The following is a 14,398-nucleotide window of genomic DNA, read 5'->3' as shown; positions in this document are numbered from 1 at the left end:
CTTCCGGACCCACCCCCCCGCTGCACCGGCGGTGCAGCACCGCCCGACCAGGAGGCAAGCCGTGCCGAACGTCGTCTACCCGCTGGACTCGTCCAAGAAGTTCACCGACCAGAAGTACGTGGGCCACAACCGCTGGCACCCCGACATCCCGGCCAACGTCACCGTCCGCCCCGGTGACACCTTCCGGGTGCACTGCCGGGAGTGGTTCGACGGGGCGATCCACAACGACGACTCCGCCGACGACGTCCGCGACGCACCGCTGTCCACCGTCCACGTGCTCAGCGGCCCGATCGCCGTCGAGGGCGCGCAGCCCGGCGACCTGCTGATCGTCGACATCCTCGACGTCGGCCCGATCCCGCAGGAGGACTCCGGGCCGCTGGCCGGGCAGGGCTGGGGCTACACCGGCATCTTCGCCACGCAGAACGGCGGCGGCTTCCTCACCGAGCAGTTCCCCGACGCCTACAAGGTGATCTGGGACTTCTCCGGCCAGACGGCGACCTCCCGGCACGTCCCGGGGGTCTCCTTCACCGGCATCGTGCACCCCGGTCTCATGGGCACGGCGCCCTCGGCGGAGCTGCTGGCCCGCTGGAACCGCCGCGAGCAGGCGCTGATCGACACCGACCCCGACCGCGTCCCCCCGCTGGCGCTGCCGCCGCTGCCCCAGGACGCGATCCTCGGCACGCTGGAGGGCGCGGAGTACGACCGGGTCGCCGCCGAGGCCGCGCGGACGGCGCCGCCCCGCGAGAACGGCGGCAACCAGGACATCAAGAACCTCACCAAGGGCAGCCGCGTCTTCTACCCCGTCTTCGTCGACGGCGCCAAGCTCTCGATGGGCGACCTGCACTTCTCCCAGGGCGACGGGGAGATCACCTTCTGCGGCGCCATCGAGATGGGCGGGTTCATGGACCTGCACGTCGACCTGATCAAGGGCGGCATGGAGACCTACGGCGTCGGCGAGAACGCCATCTTCATGCCGGGGAACGTCGACCCCCGGTACGAGCGCTGGCTGGCCTTCTCCGGGACGTCGGTCACCCTGGACGACGAGCAGCGCTACCTGGACTCGCACCTGTCCTACCAGCGCGCCTGCCTGCACGCGATCGACTACCTCACCAAGTTCGGCTACACGCCGGAGCAGGGCTACATGATCCTCGGCGCCGCGCCGATCGAGGGCCGGCTGTCCGGGGTGGTCGACATCCCGAACTCCTGCTCGACGGTGTACCTGCCGACCGGGATCTTCGACTTCGACGTGACCCCGTCGGCGTCGGGGCCGGCCCGCATCGACCCCGGCATGGGCGTCCCGCGGTCGAGCTTCTGACCCGCTGACGCCGCGAGCCCCGCACCCGGGCGGGTGCGGGGCTCGCTGCATGCGCCGGTCAGTCGCCGGTGTAGGCGGCGACGCCGAAGTGCTGCTCGCCGTCCTCGTCGGTCTGGACGAGCACGGTGTAGGCCTGGCCGCCGACGATCGCCGCGCACGTGTCGCCGTCGCACTGGATGCTCTCGACCTCGCCGCCCTGCTCGGCCAGTGCCCGGGCGACGGCGGCCTCGGTGGCGGCGTTGTCGTCGTCGATGCCGCCGCGCCACAGGATGAGCCCGGCGATGGCGATCGCCGCGACGACGACCGCGACCAGCGCAGCGGTGATCAGGCCGCTGTTGCGCGACGCCCAACCGGGCTCGCTCCCCTGCTGCCCGCCGGGTGCGGGTGCCGCACCACCGGGGACGCCCGCGCCCGGGACCACCCCGCCGGGGAGGACGCCGGTGCCGGTGCCGTCGGTGGGCCCGGCGGCGGCCGGCACGGGCGGGACGACCGTCGGGTACGGCTCGCCCGGGCCCGCCGCGGGGCCGGTCGGGCTCGGGTTGTCGGTGCTCATGGGGTGACGTCCTCCATCTGCGGGTGCGGGTGCCCGGGTCCGCGGCACGCGACCACCGGGGAGCCGGCGGCGGAGGGCCCGGCCGGCTGACCCCGGGAACCCTGCCACAGCCGAGCGGCCGCACCGCGGCACGGCCGGCGGTGCGCGGGGAACCGGCAGCGGACGCACAGCGCCCCGGACCTCGCGGAGGTCCGGGGCGCCGGGGTGGTGCGGGGTCAGACGGTGGTCGGCGTCCGGTCGGCCGGGCGGCGGCGCACCGAGCGCACCGTGCGGACGGCGGCGTTGCGGGCGAGCTCGCGGATCGGGCCGGTGTCCCACAACTGGCGGGGCGCCTCGGCCGGCTCCTCGACGGCGGGCGCCTCCGGCTGCGACCGCGCGGCCCCGGTGCGGGCGGCGACCTCGGCCAGCGCTGCCCGGCGGCGGGCCAGGATCGCCTCCTTCTGCCGGTCGACCCGCTCCCGCTCGGCGAGCACGAGCAGCTCCTCCTTGGCCCGGGCCACGGTGCGCCGCGACTCCTGCGCCATCTCCTCGAGCTCGACGTCGCCGGAGTCGCGCAGCTGCACGAGCCGGTCGTAGGCGGTCGGCGGGCTGAAGTTGAGCAGCAGCTTCATGAGCACGGGCAGCACCTCGACGCACATGAACAGCAGCGAGAGCATGAACTGCGCGGCGGCGAGCGTCGCGTTCCGGTCGCCCAGGCGGTCCAGCGCCTCCAGCCGGAGCAGGATGCCGCCGGAGCCCTCGTTCTCGGCGTCGAAGGCGGCCTGCTGCCGGTCCAGCTCGGCGGTCAGGCGGGTGAGCTCGGCCCGGTCGGCGTCCAGGGACGAGCCGGCGAGGGCGGCGCTGCGCCCCTCGGCGGCGGCGACGGCGGCGACGGCGGCGTCGAGCTCGGTGCGCGCCGCGGTGACGACGCCGGCCTGCGCGTCGGCGGCGGCCCGGGCCTGGTGGTAGGCCTCCCCGGTCCCGGCGTCACCGGTACCGCAGGTGCCGTCCAGCTCGCACTGCGCCTTGGCGTCGAGCTCCCGCTGCAACGTCACCGCCCGGTCGTAGGCGGCCTGCTTCTCGGTGACGCCGTCCCGCACCACCGCCAGCCCCGGGTCGGCCGCTCCCCCGCTGGCGACGACCGCCTCCTGCGTGGCGATGCGCTCGCGCAGCCCGGGGAGCCCGGCGAAGCGGCTGTCGGACTCCAGCGCCACGCGGTGGGCGTCCGCGGCCTCGGCCTGCATGGTGACGATCTCGGCGTCGATCTCCTTGGCGAACACCTGCAGCGTCAGCGGGGTGGCGACGACGACGCCGAGCACCAGCGCCAGCCCGGCACGGGGCACCGCCATGACGAGGTTGCGCTTGACGGAGGCGTCGTGCGCCATGCCGACCAGCAGCATCCGGTCCAGGTTGACCACCACCGCGCCCCAGCCGAGCCCGACCAGCACCGCCAGCGGCCACCAGACGTTCAGCGCCATGGCGACGGCGAACGCCGCGGAGACCGCGGCCAGCGCGCCGGTGCTCAGCAGGACGCCGCCGAGCGCCACGAACCGCGGGCGGGCTCCCGGCGCGGCGGCCAGCACGTCCGGCCGCGCGCCGGCCAGGACGGCCAGCCCGTCGCCGATGCGCCGTCGTCGCTCGCTCATGCAGTGCACCCCCGGGCGACGGGGATCGCTGAGGACCGTCACCCACGGGTGCTCATCGGCAGGCGGAGCCCGTCACGGCACCGTGATCGATCTCGCGAGCGGCGCGGGCGGCGCCGGGTGGTCATCCGATGTCGCTCGTGCCCCCGGTGCCGGCACCACCGTCCACGCTGCCGGCGTCGTCCTCCCCGGTGTCGTCGTCGATCCCGGTGTTGTCGTCCTCGTCGATGCCGCCGGTGCCGCGGTCGATGCCGTCGGCGTCCTCCTCACCGCCGTCGACCCGGTCGGGGCTGCCCACCTCCTCCTCGTCGAACACCGCCGGGACGCCGGTGCCGTCCGTGGCGGGCTCGTCGCTGCCGAAGGAGCAGCCGCTCAGCCCCAGCCCGGTGGTGAGCAGCGCGCCGGCCAGCACGCGCGTGGTCCTGCGCATCGAGTCCTCCTGTCCTCCGTGGGCCTCCTCCACCGGTGCCCGGCCGCGCCGACCCGGACGCGGCGGGCACCGCGGATGACACGGCTTCGACATGTGGGCTCAGCCGGGCGGGCGCCACCCCGGGTCGCGGCCGGTGCGGCCGAGCAGCCGGTGCAGGGCGGGGGCGTCGTCGGGCACCGGGACCGCCGGCCCGAACAGCCCCTCGGGCTCGCCGGCCGGGTCGCTGCGGTCGCCGACGAACAGGGTGCACGCCTCGACCGCGGCCGGGTCCGGGCGGTAGGGCTGGCCGGTGGCGGCGGCGAGGTCCCAGCCGTGCACGACCACCTCGTCCAGGGCCACCAGCGCCATCGCCGCGGCAGGCATCCGGACGCCGGCCACCTCGGCCTCCCCCTCCCGGGCGTCCGGGCGCCGCCACGCGGCGGCCAGCGCCTCGAGCCGGGCAGGCAGCAGGGTGCGCCAGTCCGGGGCGAGGGCGGCCGCGTCCGCGGACGGGCCGCCGTCGGACGGTCTCTTCTCCGCGGCCAGCCGGAACGCCAGCGACAGCCCGAGCAGGTGGTCGAGCAGGCCCGCCACCGGCATGCCCGGGCACGGGGTGGGGTCGCCCAGCTGCTCGTCGCGCACGCCGGCGACCACCCGCGCCAGCTCGTCCGCCGTCGGTCCCAGGTCCAGGGTCGTGGTCTCCATGCGGATCGGACGGCCGGGGGCACCGGAACTCATCGCGTGCGGGAGGCTGGACCGGTGAGCGACCCCTTCGACCTCCGCCGCTTCGTCGACGCCCAGGCCCAGACCTACGACCAGGCGCTCGCCGAGCTGCGCGCCGGCCGCAAGCGCACGCACTGGATGTGGTTCGTCTTCCCGCAGGTCGAGGGCCTGGGGCGCAGCGGCATGGCCCAGCGCTACGCGGTCTCCGGGCTGGACGAGGCGCGCGCCTACCTGGCGCACCCGGTGCTGGGGCGGCGGCTGGTCGAGTGCGCCCGGGCGATGACCGCGCTCGACACCGAGGACGCCGACGCCGTGCTCGGCCCGGTCGACGCCCAGAAGCTGCGCTCCTCGATGACGCTGTTCGCGCATGCGGACCCGGACCAGCCGGTGTTCCGCGAGGTGCTCGACCACTACTTCGGCGGCGCCGAGGACGACGCGACGACCAGCCGCCTCTGAGCCCGCGCGTGTGAGCCGGTGCGGCACCGGGCAGGCTGCACCGGTGAGTGAGAACAAGAGCGGGTCCGGGTACGTCGAAGCCGAGTTCACGCGCGACTCCAAGTACATCGCCGACCGCATCACCGCCGACGGCTCCAGCCCCTGGCCGGTCGAGCCGGGGCGCTACCGCCTCGTCGTTGCGCGCGCGTGCCCCTGGGCGAACCGGGCGGTCATCGTGCGCCGGCTGCTGGGCCTGGAGGACGTCATCTCGATGGGGCTGTGCGGGCCGACCCACGACGAGCGCAGCTGGACCTTCGACCTCGACCCCGGCGGCCGCGACCCGGTGCTGGGCTACGAGCGGCTGCAGGAGGCGTTCTTCGCCCGCGACCCGGAGTACTCGCGGGGCATCACGGTGCCCGCGATGGTCGACGTCCCCAGCGGCGCCGTCGTCACCAACGACTTCCCGCAGATGACCCTGGATCTCTCCACCCAGTGGACCGCCCACCACCGCGAGGGCGCCCCCGACCTCTACCCCGAGCACCTGCGGGACGAGATGGACGAGGTGATGGAGCGGATCTACCAGGAGGTCAACAACGGCGTCTACCGGTGCGGGTTCTCGGGCTCGCAGCGGGCCTACGACAAGGCCTACGACCGGCTGTTCACCGCGCTGGACTGGCTCAGCGAGCGGCTGGAGCACCGCCGCTTCCTGATGGGCGGGCAGGTCACCGAGGCCGACGTCCGGCTGTTCACCACCCTGGCGCGGTTCGACACCGTCTACCACGGCCACTTCAAGTGCAACCGGCAGAAGCTCAGCGAGATGCCGGTGCTGTGGGCGTACGCGCGCGACCTGTTCCAGCTGCCGGGGTTCGGCGACACGATCGACTTCCCGCAGATCAAGGAGCACTACTACGTCGTCCACGCCGACATCAACCCGACGCAGATCATCCCGCAGGGCCCCGACACCTCGGGCTGGCTCATGCGGCACAGCCGCGACCAGCTCAGCGACCGGCCGTGGGGCGACGGCACCCCGCCCCCGCCCCCGCCGCCGGCCGAGCAGGTGCCGGCCGACCACGGACCCGGGGGCATCGGCCACCGCTGACCTGTGGACAACTCCGTGACCGGCCCCCGCGACCTGCCACGGTGTCGGGCATGACGACCTCCCCCCTCGCCGATGCCCGCGTCCGCTCCGCCGCCGAGCTCACCGACCGCTGGCGCTCGGTGCTGCACCCGGCCACCTTTCCCGCCCGCAGCCTGTGGCTCACCTGGTTCGCCGCCGACGGCCGCCAGCTGCCGGTCGTCGTCCCCGTCGACGACCTGCCGGCCCTCCCGGAACCCGCCCTGCTGGTGGGGGTCCGGGAGGTGCACGGCTCGGTGGTCGACGACCAGCTCGGCGGCGCCGGCCACCTGGCGCTGGCGCTCTGCCGGCCGGGCGAGCCGGTGGTCACCGCGGAGGACGAGACCTGGGCCGCGGAGCTGCGGTCAACGCTGGACGACGGCGCCGTCGCGGGCACCTGGAGCCTGCACCTGGCGGCCGCGGGCTCGGTGCTGCCGCTGGTCGACCGGTCGGGCCGCTAGACCTGGTGGCGCGCGATCCACTGCGCGGCGATGACCGTCCGCTGGATCTCGTTGGTGCCCTCGCCGAGGATCATCAGCGGCGCGTCGCGGAAGTACCGCTCGACGTCGAACTCCTTGGAGTAGCCGTAGCCGCCGTGCACCCGCATGGCGTCCAGGGCGACCTGCATGGCGGCCTCGGAGGCGAACAGCTTCGCCATCCCGGCCTCCATGTCGGCGCGGGCGCCGCCGTCGAGCTTCCCGGCGGCGTCGGCGGTCAGCAGCCGGGCGGCCTGCACCCTGGTGGCCATGTCGGCCAGCAGGTTGCCGACCGACTGGTGCTTCCAGATCGGGACGCCGAAGGACTCGCGCTCCTGCGCGTACCGGGTGGCCGCGGCCAGTGCCGCCTGCGCGACCCCCACCGCGCGGGCGGCGACCTGCACCCGCCCGACCTCGAGGCCGCGCATCATCTGCACCCAGCCGCGGCCGGGCTCCCCGCCGAGCACGGCGTCGTCCGGCACCCGCATGCCGTCGAAGGTCAGCTCGCACGCCTCGACGCCGCGGTAGCCGAGCTTGGGGATCTTCGCGGAGATCTCCAGCCCCTCGCCGGGCTCGACCAGCAGCACGCTCATCCCGGTGTGCGGCGGGACGGCGTCCCGGTCGGTGCGGCAGAGCAGGCCGATGAGCCCGGAGTGCTGGGCGTTGGAGATCCACGTCTTGCTGCCGCTGACCGCCCACCCGTCGTCGGTGCGGACGGCGTGCGTGCGCATCGCCTGCAGGTCGCTGCCGCCGCCGGGCTCGGTGAGCGCCATCGTCGCGCGCACCTCGCCGGTGGCCATGCGCGGCAGGTAGCGGGCCCGCTGCTCGTCGGTGCCGACCGTGGCCAGCAGGTGCGAGATGACCGAGTGGCCGCCGATCGCGCCGGCCAGGCTCATCCAGCCGCGGGCGAGCTCCTCGGTGATGCGGGCGAAGCAGGCGGTGCTCACGCCGCTGCCGCCGTGCTCCTCGGGCACCAGCAGCCCGAAGAGGCCGAGCGCCTTCATCTCCTCGACGAAGTCCTCCGGGTAGCGGTCCTCGGCCTCGAACTCGGCCACCCGCGGGCGCACCCGCCGGTCGACGAACTCGGCGGTGAGCGCGACGAACTCCTGCTCGTGGGCGGGGAGCGCCGTCACGCCAACGCCTTCAGCGTCTCGATCGCGCGGAGCCGCTCGCCGTGCTCCGCGGCCAGGGGCGTGACGTTCAGCGTGGTGACCCCCGCCTCGCGGAAGGCGGCGAGCCGCTCGGCGACGTGCCCCCGCGGCCCGACCAGCGCGACCCCGCGGACGAACTCCTCGGGCAGCGCCGCGGCGGCCTCGTCCTTGCGCCCGTCGAGGTAGAGGTCCTGCACCGTCGTCGCCTGGTCGGCGAAGCCGTAGCGCCCGGCCAGCTCGTTGTAGAAGTTCTTGCCGCGGGCGCCCATGCCCCCGACGTACAGGGCGAGCTTCGCGCGGACCCGGTCCAGCGCGGCCGCCTGCTCGTCGGCGTCCTCGCTGATCAGCAACTGGCTGTCGGCGACGACCTGCAGCGGCCCGAGCTCCGGGTCCCGGCGCGCGGTCCCCTCCGCGAGGGCCTCGCCGAACGCCGCCGCGCTGCCCTCGGGGAGGAAGAACGCCGGCTGCCACGCCTCGAACAGCTCGGCGGCCATCGCGACGTTCTTCGGCCCGATGGCGGCCAGCAGCATCGGGATGCGCTCGCGCACCGGCTTGTTGATCAGCTTGAGGGGCTTGCCGAGGCCGCTGCCGCCGCGGTCGGGGGTCAGCGGGATGTCGACGTGCGCGCCGTGGTGGTCCATCTTCTCCCGCCGCCACACCGCGCGGCAGACCTCCACGACCTCGCGGGTGGTGGCCAGCGGTGCGGTGTAGGGCACGCCGTGGAAGCCCTCGACCACCTGCGGCCCGGAGGCGCCGATGCCGAGGGTGAAGCGGCCGCCGGAGAGGAAGTCCAGGCCGGCGGCGGTCATGGCCAGCAGCGTCGGCGTCCGGGAGTAGATGTTGAGGATGCCCGAGGCGATCTCCACCGTCGTCGTCCGCGCGGCCAGGTAACCGAGGTGGCTCACGGCGTCGAAGGAGTAGGCCTCGGCGACGTAGACGGTGTCCAGGCCCGCCTTCTCGAAGTCGGCGATGACGGCCGTGGTGCGGTCGTAGCCGCCGTCGTAGGAGATGGGCATGCCGATGCGCACGGGGGTGCTCCTGTCGCCGAGAGGTCGGGCCTCCCGCAACGTAGCGCTACCGGGGGACGGCCACCCAGCCCTCCGCCTCGCGCAGCGGGGCCTTGAGCACCTTGCCGCCGGCGTTGCGCGGCAGCGGGCCGTCGATGACGCGGACGAACTGGGGGCGCTTGAAGTCGGCCAGCCGCTCGCGGGCGAACGCGGCCAGGCCCGCGACCAGCTCGCCGGCGTCCGTGCCGGGCTTGGGCAGAACGACGGCGCCGACCTTCTCCCCCATCACCGGGTCGGGGACACCGACGACGGCGACCTCGAGGACGTCGGGGTGCTCGGCGAGGGCGTTCTCCACCTCGACGCTGTACACGTTCTCGCCGCCGCGGTTGATCATGTCCTTGGCGCGGTCGACGATCCGGACGATCCCGTCGGTGATGGTCGCGAGGTCGCCGGTGTGCAGCCAGCCGTCGACGAACGTCTCGGCGGTCCGCGCCGGGTCGCCCCAGTAGCCGGCGACGACGTTGGGCCCGCGCACGAGCAGCTCGCCCACGCCGGTGACCGGGTCGGGGCGGTCGAGGCGCACCTCGTCCACCGGCGTCGGGAAGCCGACGGCGTCGGCGTGGGTCTCGGCGTGCTCGTGCGGCAGGAAGGTGGCCAGCGCACTGGTCTCGCTCAGGCCGAACCCGTTGCCGAGCCGTGCGTTCGGGAACGCCGTCCGCAGGCGGTGCACGAGCTCCGGGGCGATGGGGGCGCCGCCGTAGCTGAGGGTGCGGACGGTGGACACGTCCGTCGTCGCCAGGTCGGGGTGGCGCAGCACCAGCTCGTAGATGGTCGGGACGCTGGTCAGGAGCGTGATGCCGTGCTCGGGGATGGCGGCCAGGAACGCCGTCGCGTCGAACTTCGGCATCAGCACGCTCGTGCCACCGAGCGCGATCTGGGTGAGGAACTGGGAGTTGCAGCCGGTGACGTGGAACAGCGGGACCGAGATCAGCGTGGCGTGACGGATCTCGGGGTCGCGGCTGAGCTCGCGGCAGCGGACGACCGACTCGATGTTGCTGAGGAAGTTCTCGTGGGTGGTCATCGCACCCTTGGGGCGGCCGGTCGTGCCGCTGGTGTAGAAGAGCGCGGCGACGTCGGTGTGCTGCGGGTCGGGCACCTCGCCCGGCTCGCCGTCGGGCAGCGCTTCGCCCGGGCGGACGACGGCGGCGGCGCCGCAGTCGGCGAGGATGAAGTCGGCCTCCGCCGGGGCGAGGCGGGTGTTCATCGGGACGACGACGGCGCCGGCGAGCTGGGCGCCCCAGAAGGCGAGCACCCAGTCGACGCCGTTGGGCAGCTGGACGGCGACCCGGTCGCCGGTGGTGACGCCGGCGTCGCGCAGGCCGCCGGCGACGCGCATCGCCCGCTGCCAGAGCTCCGCGTAGGTGAGCCGGCCGCCGCCGAGCTCGACGATGGCGGTGCGGTCGCCGTGCTGCTCGGCTTGCGCGGCGAGGACCCGGACGACGTTGCGCGGGAGGCCGGTGTAGCGGCGGATGCCGTCGGCGCCGACCTCGATGCCGCTGGTGTCGAAGGGGCTGGTGCCCGTCGTCTGCTCCGTGCTCATGCGTCCCCCGTCTGCGGCTGGTCCCGGCTGGGGATTGTGCGCCGGTGAGTCAGGTCTCCTGCGCGGGGGCGTCACCCGATCCGGCGGCACGCGCGGCGCTGTCCACAGTTACGGAACCGGATACCGCAGAACTCTGCGTAGTCTCCCGCTGTGCGTGATCTCCGTGGGGGCCTGATCCGGACGACGCTCGGCTGCGTGCTGGCCAGCACCGTGCTCCTGACCGGGTGCGCGGAGAAGCAGCAGGCCAGCACGAGCCTGCCGACGACGGAGCCTGCGCCGACCACCGAATCGCTCCCGCCCTTGGGCCCGGCCGACCTGCCCATGCCGAACGAGGCCCGGACGCAGGACGCCGCAGGCGCAGAGGCCTTCCTCCGCTACTGGATCGACCTCCTCAACCACCAGCGCGCCATTCCAAGCGGTGAGGAAATACGCGCTCTCGGGCCGGAATGTCAGGACTGCCTACGGATCGCAGGCAACTACGACGACGCAGCCTCCGCCGGCAACCGCTACGAGGGCGGGGAGTTGAGCCTCAACGACGTCACGGCACCGCTTATCGACAGGGACGAGGTGATGATCGCCTTCGGCGCCCGACGAGAAGCAGTTTCGTTGCTCGATGCGAAGGGGGCCCTTCTTGAGTCCCGCGCCGAGCCGGCCCCGAACCTAAGCTCGGGCATAACGCTCGTTTGGTCTTCGGCGGACCACTCCTGGCTCGTCAAGGGATTCACCTTGGGATGAGAAGCCTCGGCACGCGCGCGCTCACAGTCTTCGCCTTGATGCTGGCGCTGCTGTGCGGCAAGAACGCGACGGTGCTCGCTTGCTCGTTCGACGACTGCGGCAGCACCGACGTTGGCGACGGTTCAGTTGACGTTGGGTACTCGGGACCCGGCGTCGGCGAACTTGTCGCCGGCGGTCCGGAGCAGATGGCGAACTTCGCCTGGCGACTGCGGCATCTCTGCGCGCTCTCAGACGAACGCCAGGGCGGCTGCTCGGCCATGGATTTCCGCGAGTGCCCCCAAGAGCCGGGGCGGGTCGTTCAGTACCTGGTCGTTCAGCAGCGTCGCGTCGTACGATCCGATGGCACTGTACTGCCGCTCGGAGACGGCACTCCTGTTCCCGTACCCGCTGGGCTGGAACCCGGCGACCCAGTGGGCGACTGGATCGATGTACGACAGGGCTGCCTGGACATCACGCCGCTCAATCCGCCGCCCTCCGCGGGGGAAGTCCTCTCCTACTTTCAGCGCCTGCCTCTTCCCCAGCTCACGACCCGGCACCAGCCGCCTGGCACCGGCCTGACGGGGTTGCCGGTCATCTTCTACACCGACTCCCCGACCACCCAGACGTTCACGGTCGACATCCGCGGATTCACCCTCGTCATCGAGGCCACCGCGGAGCAGTTCACCTGGCACACCGGCGACGCCACCGGCCAGATCACGACCACCGACCCCGGCGCCCCCTACCCCGACCACACCATCGAGCACAGCTACCGGTCGGGCACCTACACCGCCCACCTGACCGTCACCTGGGGCGCCACCTTCACCGTCGACGGCAGCGCCGAAGCTGATGTCCCCGGGACCACCACGACCGACGGCCCACCGGTCACCTTCGACGTCCTCCAGGCCCGGACCGTCCTGACCAACCCCTACGACTGACTCGGACTGCGGCCGGTTCTGGTGTTGGCCGCCCGCCGTGCCTCGTCGGGGGTGCAGCCGTACGCGGCGCGGAACGCCCGGCCGAAGGTGGCCTGGTCGCGGAAGCCGCACCCGTGCGCCACCTCCGCCACGGTCACCCGCGTCCCGGCCCGCTCCAGCGTCCGTCGCGCGGCGGCGAGCCGGAGCCGGCGCACGTAACGGGCCGGCGTGTCATCCCGGGCCGCGAAGAGCGCGTAGAGCGACCGCAGCGAGACGAACCCGGCCGCGGCCATCCGCGCCGGGGACAGCTCCGGGTCGGACAGGTGCTGCCGCACGTAGGCGCTCACCCGCACCCAGGTCGCGGCCGTGGGATCGCCGGGGACGGCGTCGACCGGCAGCGCGCCGGTCAGGAGGTCGACGGCGGCGTCAGCGATCGGGAGGCCCATGGCGTCGTCCAGGGTGCTCGCCGACTCCAGCGTCGTGCCGAGCAACCCGATCAGGAGCCGGACGCCACTGCCCTCGATCAGCCGCACGCCGGGCCTGGCCAGCGCGGGAACTCGCATCGCCGGCAGGAGGAGCGTCCACTTGTGCAGCGGACCGGGTACGACGAACCGGACGGCCTCGCTGCTGCGCCACACCAGCGCCGAGCCGGGTCGGACGATCACGCGCTCGTCGCCGGCCTCGATCAGCTCCTCTCCGTCCCGCACGAACAGGATGCCGAGGGTGTCCGTGTCGGTCCGCGCCTGTTCTGCGCGGCCTCGGTGCCCGGCGCACGGCCCGCACCGGCAGTCGACCAGGGCGAGGTCGCCGACGCGGTAGTCGACGAGGCTCTCGGTCGGCCCACGTCCGTCCGACTGCCCGGGCCGCAGGGCCCACGGCAGGTGGGTGGCGCTGATCGCCTCCTGCCAGGCGTCCACCCGGTCGACCGCCGGCACCCCGGCCGGGCTCCACGACACCGCCTGCAGCGCCATCGCCGTCGTCCTCCCGCCGCCGTGCCGGCATGCAACCGCGTCGGGACACCGCATGCAAGGCCGCACGGAACGACCGTCGGGCTGCACGCATCGTCGCGATCGGCGCAGAGGGATCGGCGACCGTCGGGGGGAGCGGCCACGACGGCCGCACGAGGAGGCGACATGCGCGAGGACGTGGAGTTCCGGACCGAGGACGGCGTGACGTTGCGCGGGTGGCACTACTCCCCCGACGGCGTCGACGGCCCGGCACCGCTCGTGGTGATGGCCCACGGCTTCTCCGCCGTCAAGGAGCACCTGCTCGACGACTTCGCCGAGCACTTCGCCGCCGGCGGGCTGGGCGTGCTGGTGTACGACAACCGCAACCTCGGCGCGAGCGACGGCACGCCGCGGGGTGAGATCGACCCCTGGCAGCAGGTGCGCGACTACCGGACGGCGATCACCTGGGCGTGCGGCCAGCCCTGGGTGGACCCGGACCGGGTCGGCATCTGGGGGTCCAGCTACAGCGGGGGCCACGTGCTCGTCGTCGCAGCGCTCGACCGCCGGGTGAAGGCCGTCGTCTCGCAGGTGCCGCTGGTCAGCGGGCTGCAGAACGCCCGCCGCCTGATCCGCGCCGACGCCTTCGCCGGCCTGCGCGCCGCGTTCGACGCCGATCGCGCCGCCCGATACGCGGGCCAGGACCCGGCCATGATTCAGGTCGCCTACGAGAAGGACCCGGCCGAGATGGCGGCCCTCCCCACCGAGGACACCCACGACTTCTTCTTCGGACCGGTCCAGGACCGGGCGCCGTCCTGGCGGAACGAGGTCACCCTGCGGTCGGTGGAGATGTTCGTCGAGTACGAGCCGGGCGCCTACATCGCCGACATCTCTCCCACGCCGCTGATGGTGGTCGTCGCCGCGAAGGACCACCTCACGGTGGCCGACCTGACGCTCGAGTACTACGAGCGCGCGAGGCAGCCCAAGGAACTCGTCGTGCTGCCGGTCGGGCACTTCGACGCGTACGTGGGCGACTCCTTCGCCGTCTCCGCGCCGGCCCAGCTGCGCTGGTTCCGCACCCACCTGGGCTGACGGCGACCCGACGCCCAGGCAGCTCGAAGACGGCGGTGTGCCCGACGGCGGGGGCTCTCGGGCCCGGTGGCTGCGTGGGCAGCACCCTGCCACCGAGTCGCTGACCAGCAATAACTGTCAGTGGCTCGCTCTACGGTCCGGGTGTGTTCATCGGTGAGCCACCCCGCGCGCCGGAAGAGGGCGACCCGGTCCCCTGGGTGCCCGACACCGACGCCTGCGGGCTGAGCGACCTGGAACTGGTCGCCGACATCTGGGCCGCCGACGCCCGCGAGGCCCGGCACGCCGCCCAGCGCGCCGAGGCCATCGCCGCGCTCGCCCGCCGCCGCTCG

Annotated in this window: 16 protein-coding genes; 8 read left to right on the top strand and 8 right to left on the bottom strand. The window is 73.7% G+C overall.

Annotated features, from left to right (window positions below; translation table 11 throughout):
- Positions 1-61 precede the first annotated feature (61 nt).
- Complete coding sequence (fmdA, locus tag E9549_RS20545; protein ID WP_236828447.1) at positions 62-1,315, top strand: formamidase; 1,254 nt, start codon at positions 62-64, stop codon at positions 1,313-1,315.
- A gap of 58 nt (positions 1,316-1,373) precedes the next feature.
- Here fmdA and E9549_RS20540 read toward each other — a convergent pair whose 3' ends face one another.
- The 4 genes from E9549_RS20540 to E9549_RS20525 all read right to left on the bottom strand — a co-directional run bounded on the left by E9549_RS20540 (position 1,374) and on the right by E9549_RS20525 (position 4,637).
- Positions 1,374-1,868, bottom strand: coding sequence for a hypothetical protein (locus E9549_RS20540; RefSeq protein WP_236828446.1), 495 nt, complete (start codon positions 1,866-1,868; stop codon positions 1,374-1,376).
- Between the two features lie 215 nt (positions 1,869-2,083).
- Positions 2,084-3,493, bottom strand: a complete 1,410-nt coding sequence (locus E9549_RS20535) for a DUF4407 domain-containing protein (RefSeq protein WP_304505816.1) — start codon at positions 3,491-3,493, stop codon at positions 2,084-2,086.
- Between the two features lie 121 nt (positions 3,494-3,614).
- Positions 3,615-3,920, bottom strand: a complete 306-nt coding sequence (locus tag E9549_RS20530) for a hypothetical protein (protein ID WP_236828445.1) — start codon at positions 3,918-3,920, stop codon at positions 3,615-3,617.
- A gap of 99 nt (positions 3,921-4,019) precedes the next feature.
- Entirely contained in the window at positions 4,020-4,637 is a 618-nt protein-coding gene (locus E9549_RS20525; RefSeq protein WP_236828444.1) for a TIGR03086 family metal-binding protein, read from the bottom strand.
- Positions 4,638-4,658: 21 nt separating this feature from the next.
- Here E9549_RS20525 and E9549_RS20520 point away from each other — a divergent pair, with 21 nt between their 5' ends.
- From E9549_RS20520 to E9549_RS20510, 3 genes are read left to right on the top strand one after another with little or no spacing between them, the layout of a single operon-like run.
- On the top strand, positions 4,659-5,078 hold the full coding sequence (locus E9549_RS20520) for a DUF1810 domain-containing protein (protein WP_236828443.1): 420 nt from the start codon (positions 4,659-4,661) through the stop codon (positions 5,076-5,078).
- Positions 5,079-5,121: 43 nt separating this feature from the next.
- Positions 5,122-6,156, top strand: a complete 1,035-nt coding sequence (locus tag E9549_RS20515; protein ID WP_236828442.1) for a glutathione S-transferase family protein — start codon at positions 5,122-5,124, stop codon at positions 6,154-6,156.
- A gap of 50 nt (positions 6,157-6,206) precedes the next feature.
- Complete coding sequence (locus tag E9549_RS20510; RefSeq protein WP_236828441.1) at positions 6,207-6,632, top strand: hypothetical protein; 426 nt, start codon at positions 6,207-6,209, stop codon at positions 6,630-6,632.
- Here E9549_RS20510 and E9549_RS24335 read toward each other — a convergent pair.
- The 3 genes from E9549_RS24335 to E9549_RS20495 are packed head-to-tail and all read right to left on the bottom strand — an operon-like array spanning position 6,629 to position 10,405.
- Complete coding sequence (locus E9549_RS24335) at positions 6,629-7,780, bottom strand: acyl-CoA dehydrogenase family protein (protein ID WP_236828440.1); 1,152 nt, start codon at positions 7,778-7,780, stop codon at positions 6,629-6,631. The genes E9549_RS20510 and E9549_RS24335 overlap by 4 nt on opposite strands.
- The gene (locus E9549_RS20500) at positions 7,777-8,826 is read right to left on the bottom strand and encodes an LLM class F420-dependent oxidoreductase (protein WP_236828439.1); all 1,050 of its coding nucleotides are present in this window, start codon (positions 8,824-8,826) and stop codon (positions 7,777-7,779) included. The genes E9549_RS24335 and E9549_RS20500 overlap by 4 nt, the downstream gene beginning before the upstream one ends.
- A gap of 46 nt (positions 8,827-8,872) precedes the next feature.
- Positions 8,873-10,405, bottom strand: a complete 1,533-nt coding sequence (locus E9549_RS20495; protein WP_236828438.1) for a class I adenylate-forming enzyme family protein — start codon at positions 10,403-10,405, stop codon at positions 8,873-8,875.
- A 195-nt stretch (positions 10,406-10,600) separates the two neighbouring features.
- Here E9549_RS20495 and E9549_RS20490 point away from each other — a divergent pair, with 195 nt between their 5' ends.
- Both E9549_RS20490 and E9549_RS20485 read left to right on the top strand, forming a co-directional pair.
- Entirely contained in the window at positions 10,601-11,140 is a 540-nt protein-coding gene (locus tag E9549_RS20490) for a DUF6318 family protein (protein ID WP_236828437.1), read from the top strand.
- 38 nt (positions 11,141-11,178) lie between these two features.
- Entirely contained in the window at positions 11,179-12,054 is an 876-nt protein-coding gene (locus E9549_RS20485; RefSeq protein ID WP_236828436.1) for a hypothetical protein, read from the top strand.
- On the opposite strand, the gene E9549_RS20480 is transcribed toward E9549_RS20485, so the two are convergent.
- Positions 12,045-13,004 (bottom strand): helix-turn-helix domain-containing protein, encoded by a 960-nt coding sequence (locus E9549_RS20480; RefSeq protein ID WP_236828435.1) that lies wholly within the window; start codon positions 13,002-13,004, stop codon positions 12,045-12,047. The two genes, E9549_RS20485 and E9549_RS20480, sit on opposite strands and share 10 nt — an antisense overlap.
- A gap of 162 nt (positions 13,005-13,166) precedes the next feature.
- Between E9549_RS20480 and E9549_RS20475 the strand changes: the two genes are divergently transcribed.
- Together E9549_RS20475 and E9549_RS20470 are read left to right on the top strand one after the other, a co-directional pair.
- Positions 13,167-14,069: an alpha/beta hydrolase gene (locus E9549_RS20475; protein ID WP_236828434.1), complete on the top strand. Its 903-nt coding sequence runs from the start codon at positions 13,167-13,169 to the stop codon at positions 14,067-14,069.
- Between the two features lie 143 nt (positions 14,070-14,212).
- A partial coding sequence (locus E9549_RS20470; RefSeq protein WP_236828433.1) for a hypothetical protein occupies positions 14,213-14,398 on the top strand: 186 nt, incomplete at its 3' end.

The organism is Blastococcus sp. MG754426, assembly GCF_021699055.1.
GTDB lineage: Bacteria > Actinomycetota > Actinomycetes > Mycobacteriales > Geodermatophilaceae > Blastococcus.
Note: the sequence above shows the minus strand (reverse complement) of the source record. Positions and strands in the feature narration are given on the sequence as shown.

Coding starts and splice junctions, on each gene's coding strand:
- E9549_RS20540 (WP_236828446.1), bottom strand. CDS start 1,868: ATGAGCACCGACAACCCGAGCCCGACCGGCCCCGCGGCGGGCCCGGGC.
- E9549_RS20535 (WP_304505816.1), bottom strand. CDS start 3,493: ATGAGCGAGCGACGACGGCGCATCGGCGACGGGCTGGCCGTCCTGGCC.
- E9549_RS20530 (WP_236828445.1), bottom strand. CDS start 3,920: ATGCGCAGGACCACGCGCGTGCTGGCCGGCGCGCTGCTCACCACCGGG.
- E9549_RS20525 (WP_236828444.1), bottom strand. CDS start 4,637: ATGAGTTCCGGTGCCCCCGGCCGTCCGATCCGCATGGAGACCACGACC.
- E9549_RS20510 (WP_236828441.1), top strand. CDS start 6,207: ATGACGACCTCCCCCCTCGCCGATGCCCGCGTCCGCTCCGCCGCCGAG.
- E9549_RS20495 (WP_236828438.1), bottom strand. CDS start 10,405: ATGAGCACGGAGCAGACGACGGGCACCAGCCCCTTCGACACCAGCGGC.
- E9549_RS20485 (WP_236828436.1), top strand. CDS start 11,179: ATGCTGGCGCTGCTGTGCGGCAAGAACGCGACGGTGCTCGCTTGCTCG.
- E9549_RS20480 (WP_236828435.1), bottom strand. CDS start 13,004: ATGGCGCTGCAGGCGGTGTCGTGGAGCCCGGCCGGGGTGCCGGCGGTC.
- E9549_RS20475 (WP_236828434.1), top strand. CDS start 13,167: ATGCGCGAGGACGTGGAGTTCCGGACCGAGGACGGCGTGACGTTGCGC.